Source organism: Aliiroseovarius sp. PTFE2010, from assembly GCF_049943335.1.
In the GTDB taxonomy this organism is placed as follows: Bacteria; Pseudomonadota; Alphaproteobacteria; order Rhodobacterales; family Rhodobacteraceae; genus JBNFVY01.
Genome location: NZ_JBNFVY010000002.1, coordinates 1 through 20689, shown reverse-complemented (window position 1 = coordinate 20689; position 20689 = coordinate 1). Strand labels below are relative to the sequence as shown.

The 20689-nt window shown below is 58.9% G+C and carries 17 protein-coding genes; 4 read left to right on the top strand and 13 right to left on the bottom strand.

The window, feature by feature from the left end; translation table 11 throughout:
• Positions 1-9: 9 nt before the first annotated feature.
• The 3 genes from ftsH to ACP2AV_RS03905 all read left to right on the top strand — a co-directional run bounded on the left by ftsH (position 10) and on the right by ACP2AV_RS03905 (position 3988).
• Positions 10-1926: an ATP-dependent zinc metalloprotease FtsH gene (gene ftsH / locus ACP2AV_RS03915; protein WP_426371780.1), complete on the top strand. Its 1917-nt coding sequence runs from the start codon at positions 10-12 to the stop codon at positions 1924-1926.
• Positions 1927-2219: 293 nt separating this feature from the next.
• A complete protein-coding gene (folD, locus tag ACP2AV_RS03910; RefSeq protein ID WP_426371380.1) occupies positions 2220-3110 on the top strand; it encodes a bifunctional methylenetetrahydrofolate dehydrogenase/methenyltetrahydrofolate cyclohydrolase FolD in 891 nt (296 codons plus the stop codon).
• A gap of 125 nt (positions 3111-3235) precedes the next feature.
• A complete protein-coding gene (locus ACP2AV_RS03905; RefSeq protein ID WP_426371379.1) occupies positions 3236-3988 on the top strand; it encodes a LytTR family DNA-binding domain-containing protein in 753 nt (250 codons plus the stop codon).
• Here ACP2AV_RS03905 and pdeM read toward each other — a convergent pair.
• From pdeM to ACP2AV_RS03890, 3 genes are all read right to left on the bottom strand, one after another.
• Positions 3976-4647, bottom strand: coding sequence for a ligase-associated DNA damage response endonuclease PdeM (pdeM, locus tag ACP2AV_RS03900; RefSeq protein ID WP_426371378.1), 672 nt, complete (start codon positions 4645-4647; stop codon positions 3976-3978). The genes ACP2AV_RS03905 and pdeM overlap by 13 nt on opposite strands.
• Positions 4644-7088, bottom strand: a complete 2445-nt coding sequence (locus ACP2AV_RS03895; protein ID WP_426371377.1) for a ligase-associated DNA damage response DEXH box helicase — start codon at positions 7086-7088, stop codon at positions 4644-4646. The genes pdeM and ACP2AV_RS03895 overlap by 4 nt, the downstream gene beginning before the upstream one ends.
• 93 nt (positions 7089-7181) lie before the next feature.
• The gene (locus ACP2AV_RS03890; RefSeq protein WP_426371376.1) at positions 7182-8492 is read right to left on the bottom strand and encodes an ATPase; all 1311 of its coding nucleotides are present in this window, start codon (positions 8490-8492) and stop codon (positions 7182-7184) included.
• Between the two features lie 126 nt (positions 8493-8618).
• Here ACP2AV_RS03890 and ACP2AV_RS03885 point away from each other — a divergent pair, with 126 nt between their 5' ends.
• Positions 8619-10235: a hypothetical protein gene (locus ACP2AV_RS03885; RefSeq protein ID WP_426371375.1), complete on the top strand. Its 1617-nt coding sequence runs from the start codon at positions 8619-8621 to the stop codon at positions 10233-10235.
• Position 10236: 1 nt separating this feature from the next.
• Here ACP2AV_RS03885 and ACP2AV_RS03880 read toward each other — a convergent pair whose 3' ends face one another.
• The 10 genes from ACP2AV_RS03880 to cpaB form a co-directional block, all read right to left on the bottom strand.
• On the bottom strand, positions 10237-10734 hold the full coding sequence (locus ACP2AV_RS03880; protein WP_426371374.1) for a prepilin peptidase: 498 nt from the start codon (positions 10732-10734) through the stop codon (positions 10237-10239).
• Positions 10734-11594 carry a tetratricopeptide repeat protein gene (locus ACP2AV_RS03875; RefSeq protein ID WP_426371373.1) on the bottom strand — a complete coding sequence of 287 codons (861 nt, stop codon included), beginning with the start codon at positions 11592-11594 and terminating at the stop codon, positions 10734-10736. The genes ACP2AV_RS03880 and ACP2AV_RS03875 overlap by 1 nt, the downstream gene beginning before the upstream one ends.
• A 73-nt stretch (positions 11595-11667) precedes the next feature.
• Entirely contained in the window at positions 11668-12228 is a 561-nt protein-coding gene (locus tag ACP2AV_RS03870) for a tetratricopeptide repeat protein (RefSeq protein ID WP_426371372.1), read from the bottom strand.
• A gap of 5 nt (positions 12229-12233) precedes the next feature.
• Complete coding sequence (locus ACP2AV_RS03865; RefSeq protein WP_426371371.1) at positions 12234-13214, bottom strand: type II secretion system F family protein; 981 nt, start codon at positions 13212-13214, stop codon at positions 12234-12236.
• Between the two features lie 10 nt (positions 13215-13224).
• Entirely contained in the window at positions 13225-14193 is a 969-nt protein-coding gene (locus ACP2AV_RS03860; protein ID WP_426371370.1) for a type II secretion system F family protein, read from the bottom strand.
• 6 nt (positions 14194-14199) lie between these two features.
• Positions 14200-15663 carry a CpaF family protein gene (locus ACP2AV_RS03855; RefSeq protein ID WP_426371369.1) on the bottom strand — a complete coding sequence of 488 codons (1464 nt, stop codon included), beginning with the start codon at positions 15661-15663 and terminating at the stop codon, positions 14200-14202.
• A 20-nt stretch (positions 15664-15683) separates the two neighbouring features.
• A complete protein-coding gene (locus ACP2AV_RS03850; RefSeq protein ID WP_426371368.1) occupies positions 15684-16928 on the bottom strand; it encodes an AAA family ATPase in 1245 nt (414 codons plus the stop codon).
• Positions 16929-17143: 215 nt separating this feature from the next.
• Positions 17144-17797: an OmpA family protein gene (locus tag ACP2AV_RS03845; RefSeq protein WP_426371367.1), complete on the bottom strand. Its 654-nt coding sequence runs from the start codon at positions 17795-17797 to the stop codon at positions 17144-17146.
• A 4-nt stretch (positions 17798-17801) separates the two neighbouring features.
• Positions 17802-19238 (bottom strand): type II and III secretion system protein family protein, encoded by a 1437-nt coding sequence (locus tag ACP2AV_RS03840; RefSeq protein WP_426371366.1) that lies wholly within the window; start codon positions 19236-19238, stop codon positions 17802-17804.
• Between the two features lie 212 nt (positions 19239-19450).
• The gene (gene cpaB / locus ACP2AV_RS03835) at positions 19451-20302 is read right to left on the bottom strand and encodes a Flp pilus assembly protein CpaB (RefSeq protein ID WP_426371365.1); all 852 of its coding nucleotides are present in this window, start codon (positions 20300-20302) and stop codon (positions 19451-19453) included.
• Positions 20303-20689 lie beyond the last annotated feature (387 nt).

Sequence of the window (20689 nt, the reverse complement as noted above, 5' to 3'; positions counted from 1 at the left end):
GAAATCCCCTTGGGCAACGCTCGCACGCTCGCATTCTGGGCCGTCCTGTTTCTGTTGATCCTGGCGCTCTTCAACGTGTTTTCGAATGGTCAGTCGACGCTGAACATGCGTCAGACAAGCTATTCGGAATTCATGACCGCGGTGAACAACAACGACGTCAGCGAAGTCACGCTAGACGGTGAACGAGTGCTTTATCGTGGCAGCGACGGTGCACAGTACACCACGATCCGCCCGGAAGAAGCTGATATTGCTGATCAATTGATCGAAAAAGGGATTGCGGTTTCTGCAGAAAGCCAACGCCAGTCGGGCTTTCAATCCGTCATGATGCTGCTGCTGCCGGTCGTGATCCTTATCGGGTTCTGGTACTTCATGATGAACCGCATGCAAGGTGGCGGCAAAGGCGGGGCCATGGGCTTTGGCAAGTCGCGTGCCAAACTGCTGACGGAAAAGCACGGACGTGTCACGTTTGATGACGTGGCCGGGATTGATGAGGCCAAGGAAGAGCTGGAAGAGATCGTGGAATTCCTGCGCAATCCCCAGAAATTCAGCCGACTCGGTGGCAAAATCCCCAAAGGCGCGCTGCTTGTGGGCCCCCCGGGCACCGGTAAAACGCTTTTGGCGCGTGCGATTGCAGGCGAAGCGGGTGTGCCGTTCTTCACCATTTCAGGGTCGGACTTCGTGGAAATGTTCGTCGGCGTCGGGGCCTCGCGCGTTCGCGACATGTTCGAGCAGGCGAAGAAAAACGCGCCGTGCATCGTCTTTATCGACGAAATCGATGCCGTGGGCCGGTCGCGCGGTGCGGGAATTGGCGGCGGCAATGACGAACGCGAACAGACGCTGAACCAGCTTTTGGTCGAAATGGACGGGTTCGAATCCAACGAAGGCATCATCATCATCGCGGCGACCAACCGTAAGGACGTGCTGGACCCGGCGCTGCTGCGTCCGGGCCGGTTCGACCGCCAGATCCATGTGCCCAACCCGGACATCAAGGGCCGCGAGAAAATCCTGTCGGTTCACGCCCGCAAGGTACCTCTGGGGCCGAATGTCGATCTGCGCATCATCGCGCGCGGCACGCCGGGGTTCTCGGGCGCCGATCTGATGAACCTGGTCAACGAAGCTGCCCTGATGGCGGCCCGCGTCGGACGCCATATCGTTACGATGGAAGATTTCGAGCAGGCCAAGGACAAGGTCATGATGGGCGTGGAACGTCGCAGCATGGTCCTGACGCCTGAGCAGAAGGAAATGACAGCCTACCACGAAGCTGGTCACGCCATTGTCGGTCTGGAGCTGCCCAAGTGCGATCCGGTCTACAAGGCCACGATCATCCCACGCGGCTCTGCGTTGGGCATGGTGGTCAGTTTGCCGGAAATGGACAAGCTGAACTATCACAAGGACGAGGCCAAGCAGAAGATCGCTATGACCATGGCGGGCAAGGCAGCCGAGATCATCAAATGGGGCGAGGATCACGTATCCAACGGGCCGGCGGGTGATATTCAGCAAGCCAGCGCCATTGCGCGTGCCATGGTGATGCGGTGGGGGATGTCCGACAAGGTCGGGAACATCGACTACGCCGAAGCCCATGAAGGGTATTCGGGGAATACCGGCGGTTTTTCGGTGTCGGCATCGACCAAAGAGCTGATCGAAGACGAAGTGCGCGATCTTATCGACGAAGGGTATCAGACAGCGCGCAGGATCATCGAGGAACGTAAAGACGATTGGGAACGTCTGGCGCAAGGTTTGTTGGAATATGAAACCCTGACCGGCGACGAGATCAAAAAAGTGATGAATGGCGAACCGATTGGCGGCGATGATGACGACGGCGATGCGCCTTCGGGCAACGCGCCGTCCGTCACGGCGATCCCCAAGACGAAAAAAGCCAAGGGTGAAGGAACGGGGCCGACCCCGGAACCTGAACCTAGCGCTTGATCTGACGCATCGGCGAACGACAAAAGGCCCGGGATCGTCCCGGGCCTTTTTCCGTTCAGCGACCAGGATGCGACTGGATAGGATCCTCGTATAAACTGCCGGTTTTCAGTGCCACTTTGGCTCAACGCAAGGCCAAGGCTTGGTTCATTCCATGGGCAGCTTTGGAAAAAGGGCGGCGCAAGCGCACGGGAACACGGATTCGTCACCGTTCCGCTGGTCAGGCTCTGGACCGACATGGCCGAAACCTTTATCGCTCGCGAAGGACGTGTGTTCGGGAAAGGGATGATCAGGCCATGGCTGACATTATTGATGGCAAAGCATTTGCGGCAAGACTGCGCGGCAAGATCGCCGACCACGTCGCCCGGCTGCAAGAGGTGCATAATCTGACGCCAGGGCTTGCCGTCATTCTGATTGGCGAAGATCCCGCGTCCGAGGTTTACGTCCGCAACAAGGGGCGTCAAACCGTTGAGGTCGGCATGAATTCATTCGAGCATAAATTGCCGGCCGATGTCTCGCAGGCCGAGGTGTTTGCGCTGGTCGACCGCTTGAACGCGGATCCGGATGTGCACGGCATTTTGTGTCAATTCCCGGTTCCGGCACACCTGAGTGAACGCGACATCGTCGCCCGCATCGACCCTGCGAAAGACGTCGATGGGCTGAGCGTGATCAACGCCGGCCGGCTTGCCAGTGGCCAGCAGGCGATCATCAGTTGCACACCGCTGGGGTGCCTGATGCTATTGCGCGACCGGTTGGGGGATCTTTCGGGCAAGCACGCTGTCATCCTCGGGCGCTCTAACCTTGTCGGAAAACCGATGGCGCAATTGTTGCTGCGTGATAGCTGCACCGTGACGATTGCCCATTCACGCACCCGCAATATTGACGAGGTGACGCGTCAGGCCGACATCGTCGTCGCAGCCGTGGGACGGCCCGAAATGGTCAAGGGCAGTTGGCTGAAACCTGGGGCGACCGTGATCGACGTGGGCATCAATCGCATTGCAGGTGAGGATGGGAAATCCCGGCTGGTCGGCGATGTGGATTTCAAGGACATTTCGAATGTCGCGTCGGCCGTGACGCCCGTTCCTGGCGGTGTTGGCCCCATGACGATTGCGTGCCTGCTTGCCAACACAGTGACGGCCGCCTGTCGCGCGCGTGGGTTGAGTGACCCCGAAGGTCTGACCGCATAGCGCGAGTTCTGAGACAGATGTAGCACCGATGCACACGCCTTGTTCTGCTGCGGCGTGTATGCTCTCTTGTCAGCCCGCTTTGCGCTGCGTTATCCCTTGAAACATCGGCGGGGGGGCTGGGCTTTTTGACGTTTCGACAGTTTTTAAGCGAACTGGAAAAGGTGGTTGTTACACCGGTCTACCTGTTCATCTGGTTCGCAAGCACGTTGCTGTTGACGATCAGTGGCCCGTTCGGGACCTTTGAAAATATGCCATATGGGCCACGGGCGACGTTTTGGCTGACCGTCACCCTTGTTTCGATCCTGACCTCGAACTCCATTCGTATCCTCGCAAGGCATGTTTTGGCGCGCCAATCCGAGTTGGTCTTGCAAATTGTGGTGTCCACGATCCTTACGATCGTCATCGCCCCGGTCGCCTTTTGGGTTCTTGTCGCGTTCCAATCCGTGGGCAGCATGATCGAGCCAAGTATTTTTCGTGTCCTGATCTATGACGCCGCAGTCATGTACTCTATCGGCGTGGCGCGTTTCCTCTTTTATCTGCAGCAAAAGGAACGGCCGCGCCTGCTGGCACGTCTGCCGAAAGACCGGACGGGCAGAATAATTCGCATGACTTCCAAGGGCCACTACGTGGAAGTCGTGACCGACAAGGGAAGTGAGCAAATCCGCATGCGCTTCTCGGATGCTCTGATTGAACTCAACGGTATCAATGGCGCGCGCGTTCACCGGTCGCACTGGGTCGCGCGCGCTGCGGTTGCGGCTGCAGAGCGTGAAAACGGTCGTGTATATCTGCAGCTGATTGACGGGTCACGGGTGCCGGTCAGCCGCGGCTATATGGACGAAGCGCGTGCGGCCGGATTGGTCGACAATCAAGCGGCGTGACGCGGCATCGGGATGGCCCTGGCCGTTGGACCCGTCAGAATGGCGCAGGCGTTCGGCCCCATCAATCCGGCAATGGGCGCATCCCTGCAGTCCAGTCCGCCGGTATAAAGTCCAAAAGCAGGCAGGATGATCCGGGTACTGTCCACCACGAAACATGGGCGTGAAATCGTCTTGCCGCGCACGGTCAAACGGGCCTTGGGGTGGAAATGCCCTGACACTTCGTTCTTGCAGTCCGGATCGGCGATATGGCGGAAGGTGAGGGGGCCGATAGACATCGCGCCGACATGCGTTCCGCCGAATTCAGCGGATCCAGCGTCATGGTTGCCTTCGATCCAGATCCAGCGCCGCCCTGCCTGCAACCGCGAAATCCAATCCGCAATTTGCTGCGATACGGCCACAGCGGCTTCCACATCATCAAAACTGTCCCCAAGACAGACAACGGTCCGGGGGTCATACTGCGCAATCAGGGTGTCCAATCGCGCCATGGTGTCGCTGGTTTCGTATGGGGGCAGCATGACACCGCCGCGCCGGGCCATACGTTCGGATTTTCCCAAGTGCAGATCGCTGACCACCAAAGCCCGTTCGTTCGGCAACCACAAGGCGCCGGTCGGCAGGGCACAAAGGGGTGCGCCGGCAAAATCGAAACGGTGGACGTTCATGACCCGTTCTTACCGGGCGCGCTGGTCGCATGCAAGTGGTGCAGCCCAGCTTCGCGCATAAGCGCGTCCGCTTCTTCGGCCAGCAGCCGCTCTGTCGCCATGCCCTCGACCGGGACGCGCCCGACCTCTAGCAACAAGGGCGCGGCAAGGGGTGACAAGCGGTCCAAAGCCAGATGATCGGTCCGACCTGCGGTGCGGTTCAGCATTTCTTCGATCCGGCTGAAATCGACCAGTCCCTTCAGCGCCTCTTCGCGCGTGATGTCCAGCATCAGGTGATCGGGATCGTATTTCATCAACGTCTCGTACAAGATGTCAGAGCTAAAAGTGGCCTGCCGACCCGTGCTGCGACTGCCGGGACTGTTGCGTTCAATCAGACCGGCGATCGTGGCCGAGGCGCGAAAGGTCCGTTTCATCACGGCATTCCCTGCCAGCCATGTTTCGAAACCATCCCGCAAGTTGGCGGCGGCGAGCAGCGCGGCGGGATCATGCACTGTGTCCAGCCCCCAGATCAGGACCGCGTAATCCGTCGCAACAAACCCCATGGGATGTAGCCCTGCGCGCTCCATCGCTTGGGTCAGGATCAACCCAAGGGTCTGCATCGCGTTGCGCCCGGCAAACCCATAAACGCACAGGTGTTCCCGGCCGTCGTGCGGGAATGTTTCGATCAACAGCCGGTCTGGGCGCGGCAGGCGGCTCACGCGGCGCTGCAGGGCCAGCCATTGGGCGGTGTGATCGGGCAGGGCGGGCCAGTTGTCCTGTTGAAACATGCGCAAGATTCGATGGGCCAGTTCGGTCGAGGTCGCGAATTTGGTGCCGCCGAACACCGCGATCTTGGGCTTTTTATCGGAGCGAGGGCTGACCTCGACCACGGTTTCGCGAAGTCCTTCGTAGCGCACAATGCGGCCACCGATAAGGAATGTGTCGCCAGGGGTCAGGCTGGCCGCGAAACTTTCTTCGACTTCTCCCAGTGGTGCGCCGCCACGCCGGTTTTTCATGCGAACCTTAAGTGTGTCGGTGTCCTGGATCGTCCCGAGATTCATGCGGATGCGCCGTGCGGCCCGGGGGTCGCGCAGCTGCCACATACCGTCTGGGCGCTGCAACAGGCGTTGCCAGCGATCATAGTGGCGCAGCGCGTAACCGCCCGTGGCCACGAAATCAAGACAGGCGTCAAATTGGGCGCGGGTGATATGGCGGTAGGGACCTGCGCTGCTCAGCGTCTGATGCAGGGCGTCGGCTGAAAACGGCCCGGCGCAGGCGGCGATCAGGATGTGCTGGCACAGCACGTCACGCCCGCCGCGCAGTGCGGTGTCACCATCCAGATCGTGGGCCCGCATTGCGTCCAGCGCTGCCACGCATTCGACCACTTCAAAACGATTGGCCGGGACCACCAGCGCCTTGGACGGCGCATTATGGCGATGGTTCGACCTGCCGATCCTCTGCACCAGACGTTTGACGTTTTTTGGCGCCCCGACCTGAATCACCAGATCGACGTCACCCCAATCAATTCCCAGATCCAGTGACCCGGTGCAGACAACGGCGCGCAGGCGGCCCGCCACCATCGCCTCTTCGACCTTTTGTCGGGATTCGCGCGCAAGGCTGCCGTGGTGTATGCCGATAGGCAGATCATCGTCGTTGGCCAGCCAAAGATCGTGGAAAAACAATTCAGCCTGCGCGCGCGTGTTGTGAAAAATCAGCGTCGTGCGGTGCTGGCGCACCTGGTCAAGGATCGCGCGGATCGCATACCGCCCGCCGCCGCCTGACCATGGGGGGGCGTCTTGGGTTGTCAGCATCTGGATATCCGGGTCAGGGCCGGGGTCTGCCAGAACGAGCGAACAGGGATCATCGCCATGCGCCAAATAACGCGTCATGGCCTGCGGATTTTCGACCGTTGCGGACAGGCCGACGCGGCGAAGCCCAGGGCAGTGCGCCTGCAGTTGGGCCAAGGCCAGCATCAACTGATCGCCGCGCTTGCTTTCGGCCAGCGCGTGAATTTCGTCGACGACGATACGTTGAAGCCCTTTGAAAATGCGCGGGGCGTCCTCGTAGCTCAGCATCAAGGCCAAGCTCTCGGGCGTGGTCAGCAGAATATGGGGCGGATCGGCGCGCTGGCGACGTTTCTGAACATAAGAGGTATCGCCCGTCCGGTCCTCAATCCGGACCGGCAGGCCCATCGCGTGGGCCGGCGCCGACAGATTGCGCCCGATGTCCGACGCCAGTGCCTTGAGCGGCGATATGTAGAGTGTGTGCAACCCAGGGGTCGGATTCTGGCCCAGTTCGGCCAATGTCGGTAGAAAACCTGCAAGTGTCTTGCCACCACCGGTCGGTGCGATCAGCAGCAGGGCGGCGTCATTTCGCGCCTCAAACATGTCGATCTGGTGCGGATGGGGGGACCATCCGTTTTGATCGAACCAGTCGGAAATATAAGCCGGCAGCGCGCACATGCCCACAAGCTAGTTCGGTTTGCGACCAAGGACAAAGCGCATAAGCTTGAGCGCGATGTGGTCATCTATGCCAGTATGCGCGATCTCTGCGTGTCAATGTACGATCTCTTCTTCCTTGACGAACATGTTTGCCCATGCGCGATCGATCAGCTCAGGCGACATCTGGTATGGGATGCCTTCGAATTCGCAAATGGCGATGATCTGGTCGATCAGAAAATTCGGCTGGTAGTTGGCGTAGATGTTGTCGATGGTCGGGTACTTGACCTTCATCAAGTGCAGCAACGCCTTTTCATCCAGCGGGACCTTTTTCTTCTTGGCCACCATCGCAAAGATCTTCAGGAAGCCGGCCTGATCGGGCCCGTCGATCTTGATTTTGAAAAAGATCCGGCGCAACGCCGCCTTGTCGAAAATTTCGTTCGGGTGGAAGTTGGTCGAAAAGATCACCAGCGTGTCGAAGGGCACCTCGAATTTCTCGCCAGATTGCAGCGCAAGGATGTCCTTGCTTTCTTCCAACGGAACGATCCAGCGGTTTACAAGGGCTTGCGGCGGTTCGGCCTGACGCCCAAGGTCATCGACAATGAAGATGCCGCCTGTCGACTTCAACTGCAGCGGAGCCTGATAGGTGCGCGCCGTGGGGTTGTAGACCAGGTCCAGCATGTCCAGCGACAATTCGCCCCCGGTGATCACAGTGGGACGCTCACAATAAACATACCGAAGATCGAACCGGTTGGCGGTTCGGCGTAGTGAATTGGGATCATCGACCTGCATTTCGGCGGCGGTGTGGACGATTGGATCGTAAACCGTGATCACCTGGCCAGAGAATTCGATGGCGCGCGGGACGAAGATCTTGTCGCCCATTGCATCGCGGATACCGTTTGAAATCGACGACTTCCCGTTGCCCGGTGGGCCATACATCAGGATCGAGCGGCCAGAGCCAACCGCCGGACCCAAATGATCAAGCAGGCTGTCGGGCAGGATCAGGTGGCCCATGGCGTTTGTCAGCTGATCGCGGGTGATCTGAATGTTGCGGATCGACTGCCGTTCGACCTGCTGCTGATAATCAGTCAGCGGGATCGGCATCGCGCCATAGTATTCAGACTGCGCCAGCGCGTCCAACGCCCGCGCCTTGCCGGCGTCCGACAGTTGATAGCCCATTTCGCTGCCGGAATTCGCATGCAGCGTGCCCGTCGCTTCGACCAGTTTCTGACCGCGCGCCAGGTCGATCAGGTCCTGACAGACCGAGTTGGCCAGACAAAGGGCTGCCGAAAGGTCGGTCACGTTCTCAAGGTTCATGCGAAACATGGTTTTCAACAAAATGTCCCGCATCATGACCTGCGGCAGGCCCAGCTGCTCAAGGCTGCGGGGAAGGGGCGGCGCCAGAACGTTGGACACGTGCATATTCATGGGCAATTCCTGCAACTGCTCGTATTGCGATGGACCGCAAGCCGGGCGCAGGTGGTCATACCGGACGCTCTATCCAACGGTCGTGTTCCGGTGTAAGTTGTCTGAAAAAATGGGCAGGAGTGAGGCATGAGCAGGCCAAATCCATTCCTATTCGCCGTCTTTTTGGCAGCGATTGTGGCGATTTTGGGGGGCGCGGTGTTGATCGGCGGGCGCCTCTTGATCTCGAATTACGAAATTGACACGTTGCATTTTGTACAGATCGTTTTGCGACTTGATGCCGGCGAGCGGATTCATCATGACTTCGCCACCCCTATCGGTGTTCTGGCCTTTGCGCCTATCCACTTTTGGACCGGTTTGGGGCTGCCTGTCGCCCAGGCGTTTCCCCTTGGCCAAATGCTGGTTGCGGCGCTTTTAGCGGTGCCGGTTTGGCGGGCAGGTACCAGCAGAATGCGCGGGGCCATGCCGTGGATCTTTGGGCTGGGGACGCTATCGCTGGTCTTGGCCATGGTATTCGGGGACACGTCTGCGGCGCTTTCGGTTTCCATGCACTACAACAGGTGGGCCTGGGGAATCGCCTTTGCCGCGCTGGCCTTGGCGGTCTTGCCGGATCTTGGCCCCCGGCGCCCTGCGCTTGACGGGGTGTTGATCGGTCTGTTGATGGGCGTTTTGGCAGTCCTGAAGCTAACCTATTTTGTCGCCTTCGCCCTGCCCGTTCTTGTGGCTGTCGTGCTGGTGCACGGGGCGCGTACATTGGGCTTTGCGGTGATTGGCGGGGTGGCAGTTGGCGCGCTGGTCACGCTGGGGTATGGCCCGAGTTACTGGCCAGCTTATCTGGCTGACCTGCGCATGGTCGCCGGATCGGAATTGCGCGCCGCACCCGGAGCGAGCCTGAGCACTGTTCTGGCCGGTCCGGCCTATTTGGGCGGGACCTTGTGCGCCCTGCTGGGGGCGATCTTTTTGCGGCAATCGGGGCAAAAGGCTGGCGGGCTGCTTATCCTCATTCTCATTCCTGCATTTGTCTACGTTACCTACCAGAACTTCGGCAATGATCCACAATGGCAGATTCTACTGGGTGTGTTGCTGATCACATTACGGCCCGAAAACATGCACAAAGGGCTCTTCGGGATCGAGGCGCGCAGCGCGTTGACGGCACTGGGTATCGCGGCCTTTGCACTTGGTTTTCCCTCGGCCGTCAATACGCTGAAAAGCCCGTTTCGCCATTTCGGCGGCGATTTGTCCGACTACATCGTTTTTTTGCCCGAGCATGCCGCAATGCGGGGGGTGATGGTCAACGCGGAACGCCAGGCGCTGATGAACATGTCCATGCCGCTCGAAGATCGCATCCCGGCGCTCAAACCCTATGCCTCGGACGAACGCGAAGAGATCAAGTCGCTTGAGGGGGTGTCCTTTCCGCGCTGCACGACAACTTCGGGGCTGGTTGGGATGCGTCGCGGAATGAGCGCCGCCCTGGCTGACCTGTTGCCCCCTGGCGCGGGGATTTTTGAGACTGATACGGTCAACTCAATCTGGCTGTTCGGGCCTTATCGTCGATTGAAGGGGGGGGCGGTCTGGTACTATGGCGGGTTGCCCGGGATCGAAGACGCCAGCCATGTGCTGGTCCCGATGTGTCCGTTTGTTCCGCGCGCGCGGGCGGCGGCGATTGATGCGTTGACCCAGGGCGCGGTCCCGCTTCAATTGGTCGGCGTAAATGATTTCTTTGCGCTCTATGCGATCCTGCGATGACCTAGGGACCGTAGATTGCCCCGATCACCAGGTAAAAGCTGAGCGTTCCGCCAAGCGCGAGGCCCATTGGAAAATCCTTGTGCTCCCATGATTGCCAATCCGCCGTATAGGCGCGCCATGCCGGAATTGCCCGAAACAGGCGGTGGGTTGCGAATGCGCCCAAAAGCACGGCCGCGAACAGGTAGAGGATCGTGGATACATCTGCGAGCGGGACGTACGGTGCTATTGCCGCTGCGAACTTGGCGTCGCCCGCCCCAAGCAGGCCGACTGCATTTGCAACGAACCCAATCGCCAGAACCACTGCGACATGCAGCCAGCGCCACGCCCAGACCTCGAAAGGCAGGGCCACCACGCCGATCACGACGAAAACGATCAACAAGGCAGTGACCGCCTTGTTGGGTATTTTCATGAACTTCATGTCGCTCCATGCGACCCAGATCGAAATGATCACCGCAAAGGGCAAAAACCACAGTGCCGCCGAAGACGAGATATGAACCATTAGCGCGTGACGTTCGCTTCCAGCGCGTCGAGGCTGCGCACGGCGGCTTCGAAATGCTGCGGATGCGTTTCGATGGCCGATGTCAACAGGCCCTTGCCGGTCGAAACATCGCCTTGCTTGATGGCTGCCAGCGCCAGGGTGTGCAGCAGTTGGGCCCGCTCAACCTGTGTCATCTGGATGACGGGCAGATCGTATTTGCGTTGCGCCCCGCGAGCGAGAACCAGGTTATTCTTGGCGGTGAAGAGTGACGGGTTGTAAGTCAGGGCGCGGGCGAACATCTCTTCGGCGCCCTTGAAATCACCACGGGTCAGTTTTGAATACCCCCAGTTATTGTAGACGCCCGACGGTTTGGTCGTCTGACCGGCAGCGATTTCATAGAAACTGTCGGCTTTTTTCCATTCTTCGTTGCTGTCGGCCACCATGGCTTCGAGGCGATAGCGCTTGTAGGTCTCATGCGTGGGGGGAATATCGTTCAAGACCGTTTCAGCGGTTTCCCAGTTGCCGTTGCGGATCAACGCATCAGCATAGTTTACCTTATCTTCGGGCTCCGAATCCTTGTGGGCGACTGTGTCAGCCCAGGCAGCTTCGGCCTCGGGGATGCGTTTGGCACGGATCAGGGCCTTGGCCAGCCCGCGTTTCAAATCCACGCGATCGGGGTTCTCGGCTTCTGTGCGCTGAAAATAAGCCACCGCTTCATTCGGGTCGGCGGCGTTCAGCATCACGTCATTGAGATTGCTTTCGTCGATCACGTTCACGCCCTTGGCGGCCGCGCGTTCAACATCCATCTTTTCGTGATTTTCACAGGCCGACAGGGCAAGTGCGCCTGCTAAGCACAGCGAAATAAGGGAAATGTGGCGCATGGTGCCTGCGTCCTTATACTGCTCTCGTTTATTGACCGGTCCCTTTGCGGGACACTATTTTGCGCTCTTCTGGTCAGCGCGAAAGCAGCAAGTAGGTTCCGCCACCCCGACGCACCAGCGAAAAAGCGCTGTCATTGTCATCATGATAGCCGGGGTTTTCAATTTTTGCGAGCGCGAGACGCAGATTCTCACGGATGTCGGCACTTTCGCCACTGTCCAGCGCATAGGCGATACGGAAGACGCGCTCGGCTTCGCCGAATTCGCCCTTTTCCATCAGAACGACGCCCAGGTTATTCCATGCGGGCGCAAAGGTTTCGTCCTTGTCGACAGCCTGGCGCAGAAGCCGTTCCGCCTGTCCCAAGCGCCCCAGTTTCAGATTGGCCGAGCCGAGCGCGGACATGGTGTCAACCGTCAGCCCTTGCTCGGACGCAGCCCGCAGATAGGCATCCAACGCCAGTTCGTACTGACCCGCCGCCATCAGGCGATGCCCTACGATCAACCCGTCGACACTTTGCCCGCGTGCATCCACGCCGGCCGGCGCATAGACCCCGCCGTCGGGTGCGCGAAGGCCACCCGCAGGCGCGCAGGCGGCCACAAGCCCAGAGGCTGCAAGAACGATCAGTCGAAATGACATATGTGTTAGAACGTGCTCCCCGAGAGCATCGTGTAGATGCCGTAAACCGATGGACCGATCAGGATCACGAGCAGTGGCGGAACGGTCAGCATCATTGTGGCAAGGGTCATCTTGGTAGGCAAGGTGTTTGCCTTTTCTTCGGCCCGCATCACGCGCTTGTCACGCATTTCAGCTGCATAGACCCGCAATGCTTCGGAAATCGACGTGCCGAAGGTGGTCGACTGGATGAGCACGGTCACAAAACTGGCCACGTCCGGTACGCCGCAACGTTCGGCCATATCGCGCAGAACCGTTACCTTGTCCTTGCCGGCCTTCATCTCGTTGCTGACGATCTCGAATTCATCGGCAAGGCTGGGAAAACCCGCCCGGATTTCCGTGGACACACGTACGATGGCCTGATCCAGCGACTGGCCCGCTTCGACGCAGACCAGCATCAGATCGAGACTGTCTGGGAACCCTGCGATGATCTCTTCCTTGCGGGTTTCGACACGGCGCGTCACCCAGTATTTGGGGAACATGTAACCGGCGCCCGCTGGGATCAGCACGTACATGGCCAATTGCTGGGTCGTTGGATCGCCGTTCATGGACTTGAGAAAGGCAAGCACGCCGCCAAAGGCCAGCAGCCCAATTCCCAATACAAACTGCGCGAAATGGTACATCCGCACCGCATTGGGTGACCGGTAACCCGCCTGCAACAGTTTCAATTTCATCGCGCTCAGCTCTTCGGCTGATTGCGGTTCGAGAAAGTTGGAGTATTTCTGTAATTTGTCCTTCTTGCCGCCGAACCGCAAGGCGGGTGTGTTGGCGTCTTCGGCGTTCTTGCGCCCGCGGGCCTCGTCCTTGAGCTTGTCGAGCGGGTCATGCTCTTTGGTCAATAGCTTGGGCAGTACCAACAGGACAAGGATCAGGCCGAAAAACCCCGCCGCAATGGTCGGGCCAATGGGGGCCAATTCGGGCCCGAGGATCGAAAGAAAAATCTGGTCCATGATGGGTTCCTCAGACCTTGATGTTCACAAGCGCCTTCATCACAAAGACATTGGCGGTCAGGAAGCCGGCCACGACAAGGCAGGCGGGAATGAAAGCTGGCGTATCGATCACATCGTCGTAGTAGTTAGGCTGAATAAGCTGCACCATGATCAAGGCCAGCAGCGGGAAGCCAGACAGGAAGGTGCCCGACCATTTCGCTTCGGCTGTGATGGCTTTCACCCGGCGGAACAGCTTGAAGCGCGAACGGATCACCTTGGCCAGGCCATCCAGGATCTCGGCCAGGTTCCCCCCCGATTGCTGCTGGATCGCCACAGCAACCGCCAGAAAGCGCAAATCCTGCATATCCAGCCGCTCGGCCATGTGTTTCAGGGCTTCGCCAACGTCGCGGCCATAGGCGGCCTCGTCCGAGATAATACCCATTTCCGACCCGAGCGGGTCCGGGACTTCGTTGGCGACGATATTCAGGGCCGAAACAAACGGGTGACCCACCCGCAGACTGCGCACCATGAGTTCCACCGCGTCGGGCAGTTGTTCTTCGATCATGGACAGGCGTTTTTTGGCCTTGCTGTTGATCCAGACGAACACCGAACCGACACCCATGATGATCGACACACCCGCGCGCACCGGCAGGGATGTTTCCGTGCCCACGCTGAGCCCGACAAAGGCGATGACAGCCAGTGCGCCCATCACCATGATCAGCTGCGGCGGGGTGAAGGCAATCGCGCCCTTTTGGGCCTTTTCCGCCAAGATCGAGTAGATCGGCAGTTTGCGCGATTTCATGTGTTGGGACATTTCCTTGCGGAGTTGTTCCAGCACCTGCTCACGCTCGCCGCCCTTTTCAAGCATTTCGAGGCGGCGGTTGATCTTGTTGTTCAGCGAAATCGATTTGCCAAACACGGTCAGGTAGATGCCTTCGACCAGCACAAGAACGCCGACGAAGACCAGGCCGTATATCAGGATTTCCGGATTGATATTCATGGTGTTTTACTCCGGCTTGAAGGGCTCGAAAATTTGGGGCGGCAGGTCATACCCCCACATCCGGAAACGTTCGGAATAGTGCGAACGCACGCCGGTGGCGGTAAAATGGCCGATGATCTTGTTGTCGGGGGTCAGGCCGGTGCGCTGGTAACGAAACAGCTCCTGCATCGAAATGACTTCGCCCTCCATGCCTGTGATTTCTGTAATCGAGGTCATGCGGCGCGATCCGTCCTGCAGCCTGCTTGCCTGAACGATCAGGTTCACAGCCGACGCAATCTGGCTGCGCACCGCCTTGAGCGGCATTTCGATCCCGGCCATGGCGATCATGTTTTCCAGGCGGCTGACGCCATCGCGCGCGCTGTTGGCGTGGATCGTGGTCATCGACCCGTCGTGGCCAGTGTTCATCGCCTGAAGCATATCGATGACTTCTTCACCGCGGGTTTCGCCCACGATGATGCGGTCGGGGCGCATCCGCAGGGCGTTTTTCAGACAGTCGCGCTGGCTGACGGCGCCCTTGCCTTCCACGTTGGCAGGGCGGCTTTCCATCCGACCGACATGGGTCTGTTGCAGCTGGAGTTCGGCCGTATCCTCAATCGTCAGAATACGCTCGCTATCGTCGATGAAAGACGACAATGCGTTGAGCGTGGTCGTCTTGCCCGAACCGGTCCCACCCGACACGATTATGTTCAGTCGGCACGCCACCGCTGCCTGCAAGTATGCGGCAATTTCTTCGGTGAACGCTCCGAAGTTGACCAGATCGTCGATCCCCAGTTTTTCTTTCTTGAATTTCCGGATCGATACCAGCGACCCGTCGACCGCAATCGGCGGAACCATCGCGTTGAAACGCGATCCATCCTGCAAGCGGGCGTCCACGTAAGGGTTCGATTCATCGACCCGCCGCCCCACAGCCGACACGATCTTGTCGATGATGCGTAGCAGGTGGCGTTCGTCTTTAAAGGTGATATCGGTCAGTTGCAGCTTGCCCGCGCGTTCCACGAAAATCTGTTGCGGACCGTTGACCAGGATATCGTTGACACTGTCGTCTTTCAGCAATGCTTCGAGAGGGCCGAGACCGCGCACCTCATCGTACAGGTCCTGGATCATCGTGGCCCGCTCTTCGCGGTTCAAAACAATGCCAAGCTCTTCCGATGCTTCGGAAGTGATCGCACTGATTTCGGTCTTCAGATCGCTTTCGCTGGCCTGGTCGAGCGCTGCCAGGTTCAGGTCTTCGAGCAGTCGCTTGTGCATGGTCGTCTTGATCTGAACCAAACGATCCTTGCGCTTTCGTTCCTTGTCCATGGGGACAACTTCGGCCGCCTTGTTTGGCGAGGCCCGGCGCTGAACACCCGTTTTTGCAGCGGCCTTCTTTTCTACATCGGCCAAGCTGACCATGTTTTCGGCCGGTTTGGCGGCCTCGGTTGCACCCTTTTTGGGCGGCGCGCCGTCAGACTTTTTGTAGCGTGAAAACATGTGTCACCCCTTTAGTGTCATCAATTCGCTTCGGCGGCGGATTTGTTGTGTTCGTGCACGGATGCTGCCAATTTGAGAATTTCCTTGCGCAGCGGGTTCTTGGCAAAGTTCTCGGCCAGCGGCAGGCCGTGGTCCGCAGCCTGGCTGACCTGCTTTTGGCCGTCCGGCATTTGCAATTCGACGTCGATGTCCAGGCTTTCGGCCAGGCGTTTGACGCGGCTTTTGCCCTGCAAATCGGTCATTTTGGGCGCGCGGTTCAGAACGTAGCGCAGTTTTTCCACCGGCAGTTCCTCGCCCTTCAGGGCGCGCACGAAGCGCAGCGTGTTCTGGGCCGAGCGCATGTCGAGTTCGAGCGTGACAAAATACACGGCTGCATCGTTCAGGACTGTTTCAGTCCACACGACCACCGTGGTTGGCATGTCGACAATGACATAGTCAAAGTTTGTGCGGGCCATTTCCAGGACGCGCTCGACGTCGCTGGGTTCGATAATGTCCAGCGGCAAAATCTCGGTCGGGGCGGTCAGCACGAACAGTTTGTCGTTGAAGGGCATGAGCGCCTGCATGAAGCTTTCGCTGTCCATGCCTTCGGTGTCGGACCACATTTCGTAGACTGCTTCGCGGCGCGGCAAGTCCAAAAAGGTCGACGCCGACCCGAATTGCAAATCCAGGTCCAGCAAGCACACGCGCGGTGCGTCTTCCTTTTCGATGTTCGCCAATTCCCATGCCAGGTTGACCGCCAGAGTTGTCGCGCCGGTTCCCCCGGCAATACCGTGGACCGGCAGGACAACGCCGTTGCGATCGCCGGTTGCCCGCAGTTTTGTAACAGGCTCTTGCACGGCGGCGATGGGTTCAGGATCGGGGGTGCGCAGACGCTCGATCGCGTCGTGCAATGCGCCGTCTGGAAGCGGGTAGGGGACGAACTCTTGCGCCCCCATCGTCAGAAGTTGATGAAGGGAAATCGGGCTGACGTCTTCGGCAATCAAGATGACCTTGATGCTTTTTTCTTTTGCTTTCTTGATCAGTTCGGCGATCAGGGCAAGCTTGTCTTCGTCTTCCTGCTCCATCGCGATGGCGATGAATTCAAGGTCTTCGCTTTCTGGCTGGGTCAGGAAAATACGTGCATCGTCAAAGGATAGGTCGCCCCAACCCTCGCCGAGTTCGGTTTCCATGTCTTCGATCAGAAGATCAAAGTTCTGAACGTCCCTGCTGACTGTACACGCCACCAGTGGCACCGGCTCTGGCTGCAATGCTGCACTGCTCGTCATTGCGTCTCGTCCTTTCCAAACGGCGAGCCACAACAGAGATTTGATTTTCCCGGCTATTCTGCACGGACCATCCCCATTGAAACCCGCACACGCGACTCAGAAATCGCGCACACTACTCCCAATGAGGATTTTGTGACGGGCAATGTGGGCAACATTTGGGCCGAAATCGCGTAATTATACGCTAATCGGCGACGGTGTTGCCCAAGCTGCCAAGGTCATTCGGTTTTGGAAACACCAAATTCGACCAGATCGCTGTCTGGACGTGCCGAATTGACGTATTCGCGGAAGACGACCTGCGCGTACTTGCCATTCAACACGGCAGGGTGGCTTTTCACAAAGCCGGCCACCTCGGTCACCGTGCGGCGGTTGCGCATCTCGGGCTCTTGGGTGGCGACCAGCGGCTGTGTTTCACCATAAGACACGACGGCTTCCAGACGCGAGCGGCTGATGCCCTGCGAGATGAGATAGTTCACGGCCGCTCGGGCGCGGCGCATTCCAAGGGCCTTGTTGTAGGCATTTGAACCGACAAGGTCCGTGTGGCCGAAAACCTTGAAGTGGACTTCGGGGAACTGGCGGATCCAATCGGCCTGTTGGCGCAACGTGGCCATGGCTTGGGGCGTCAGGGTCGCCTTGTTGAATTCGAAGTTGACCGTGGATGGCACTTCGGAGGCGAACCGCTGGTTCAGGTTGATGATGTAGTCGCGTTGACCGGTCATCACCAAGGTATTGTTCATGGTCGGGTTGCCGAAGCTGCCTTCATCCAGGAAGGCGCCCGCCGGGCTGTTCCAGCTGTCCAGTGCCCCGCGGTCACAAGCCGTCAATGCGATCAGGCTTGCCGCCCCGAAGAAGATCTTGATGTGCGCCTGCATCGGCTTACTCCATCACATAACCATAGGACCCGTTAAAGTCCTGTTTCGCCACTTCGGCGGCCGCGCCTGTTTTCGGTGTATTGGCCCCCTTGATCGTCTTGCCGAACAGGAACAGTTCGCTCTCGGTCGGAACGCGCACACGGTCGGTGGGCAGGGCCAAGGCCTCGCCGCGGGTCGGAGTGACCAGGTGTGCGGTAATGATGATCACCAGTTCGGACTGTTCACGTTGGTATTCGGCCGAACGGAAGAGGGCGCCCAGCACCGGGATGTCGCCCAGCCATGGCACTTGACCGGCCAGATCCTGGAAGTCGTCTTCCAACAGACCGGCAATGGCAAAGCTCTCGCCGTCGCGCAGTTCCACCGTCGTCGCTGTTTCTCGCCGTTTGAACGCGTTGATCGTAAACCCGTCGTTGTTGTAGCTGATAGAGCTGTCGATGCCCGAAACCGCCGCCTTCATTTCAATGTTGATCACGTCCTGATCGACAACGCGGGGAACGAACTCCAATTCCACACCGAATGGTTTGTATTCTATGGTAATCGACCCGTCGCCATTGCTCACCGGAATGGGGTATTCGCCACCGGCAAGGAACTTGGCCTGCTGCCCGGACAGGGCCGTCAGGTTAGGTTCGGCCAGAGTGCGCACAACCCCCTTTGATTCAAGAGCCTCCAACGCCAGCGCCAGTTGTAGACCGCCACTGTTCCAGCCCAGAAGATAGCGGCCACTGGCCTCGGTTCCGCTCGACACGCCCGTTGACAGATCGCCGTCCAACGCGCTGTTTATGTTGTTTTGGTTGACGAACGGGCCAGAGCCGCCGTTTACGCCAACGTCACCACCAAAAATACTGCCCTGCATGGCCAAACCGGCGGAAAGCGACTTGGACACCGAGCGCTGCATTTCCGCAAACCGGACTTTCAGCATGACCTGCTGGGTTCCCCCGACCGACAGCATATTCGTCACGCGTTCGGGCGCATAGCGGTTTGCCAGATCAATGGCGCGGTCCAGCTTAGCAGCTGACGATACGACGCCTGACAGAATGATCCCGTCGTTTGCGTTCCGCACTTCGATCTGCTCGCCCGGAAGAACCTGTCGCAGGCGTTCTTTGAATTCGGTCAGGTCTGGGGTCACCAACACTTGCACGTTGGCAATCAACCCTCCATCTGGCGCCAAAAGGGTCAGGGTCGTGTTGCCCGGCGCTTTGCCCAAAATGTAGATCGAACGATCCGACAGGGTCGAGATGTCTGCAATGTTCGCGTTCGCGATCGACAGCTCTGCAAAGGGTTCGTCGCTTTCTACAACCACCGCCCGGTTCATCGGTACATTCAGCGTGCGCGATGCGGTGCCTGTCATGACCCGCAATACCTCGGCTGAGGCGCTTGGGGTTTGTGCTGCAACCAAAGCGAACCCGACAAGGGCCGCCTTGAAAAACTTATCAATTTTCATTGTGATCCTGCCTCTCCGATCACGCCTCAAGATGGGTCTTGTACGCCCTTTATTGCGCAGAGGATGCGTCAGTTCAGAAATTTATGCAAGAATCAATCAATTGCGAGCGAAATCTTATGTGGATAACTCGCAACACAATCGCAGTTGAGAACGCGAAACGGGCGCGCGGTCAAGCCGTGCGCCCACCTTTTGTCAAACACAGGCGCCCAGTGTCAGTTGTTGCACTGGACCGGGGTGCGGATCGTTTCAGCGCCTTTGCGGGTTGTAACGAAACACTCTTGGGCTTTGGCGACGGGGGCGGCGATCGGCGCATCGACAACGCCCAGGAGTTGCTTCTGGTCAACGTCGATCGCGCCAGCCTGGTAGTCATCGTTTGCGCCAACCAGCGACAGCGACAGTTTGCCGGACCCTTGGGCAAGGGCCAAGCGCGCGACCTGTTCAGGTGTACCGGAAACCGTGACGGTCCGTGCCACGATCGGATTGGACCGATCGCTGTCAGCGGTCTGGTCAATCGCGACAATCTGAATGCCAGGCTCAATCAAGCGGGTGACGTCGCCCATGGACGGGTTCGAAATGTTGCGCCCGGTCCAATAAACGTCGACCCGGTCGCCCGGGCGGATGAATCCGGACACGCCTGATGCGACGTCGACGCGGATGGCATAGGCACGTTGGCCGCGTTCCAGCCGCGCACCAACGCCGGCGTCCTGCCCCGGTTCAGTGACCTTGATGCGCATGATCGGCTCGTTGACCTCCATCCGGCGCAGGGCTGCACGTTCGCCTTCCGCGTTTGGCGGGAAGATTTCTTCCAGCGAATGAAAGACACCTTCCGGCAAGGCGTTTTCCGGCCAGCGGATCGCTTTGACGTCTTCTTTCTTGAGGTATTGGCCATAAGCGATCGGCTTGGCCATGATAAAGACGTCTTTGGTCGGGACGATTTGTGCGAGCGCCGCGCGCTCAGTGGCCAGCTGTGCCTGATAGGCACCGATGCGATCTTTTGCCATGTAAACGGCGAAGCCGGCAAGCGCGACGCCCACCACTAGCACCAAACCGAATACCATACGCATGTCTGTGTCCTTTCGCGTTGCGATCCGTTGCGCCGGGTGCAAACAACGGGCCACGATATGAAATACTGTTTCCTGTTTGACGTATGATTGTGGCGATATCTGGTCCCACCAGTGTCGCTACCGGGGAAATTCCTGCGGCTCTGGGCCGGGACCGATGGCAATTCTTGCCCCAAAAGTTTCAGGGCCGCACCAGGTTTCCCAAGTGCGGCCCCGAATGTCAGCTAAGCGTTTGGGCTTAGTACGTGGCGACCGAAGTGCCCGACAGCGAGGTCGAGATGGTCGAGCCCAGTTCTTTGGTGCCGCCGGCAACAGTGGTCAGAACGGCAACGCCCAGACCAACGACAGCCGAAGTCAGCACAACCCAGTCAACGGTCACAGCGCCGTCTT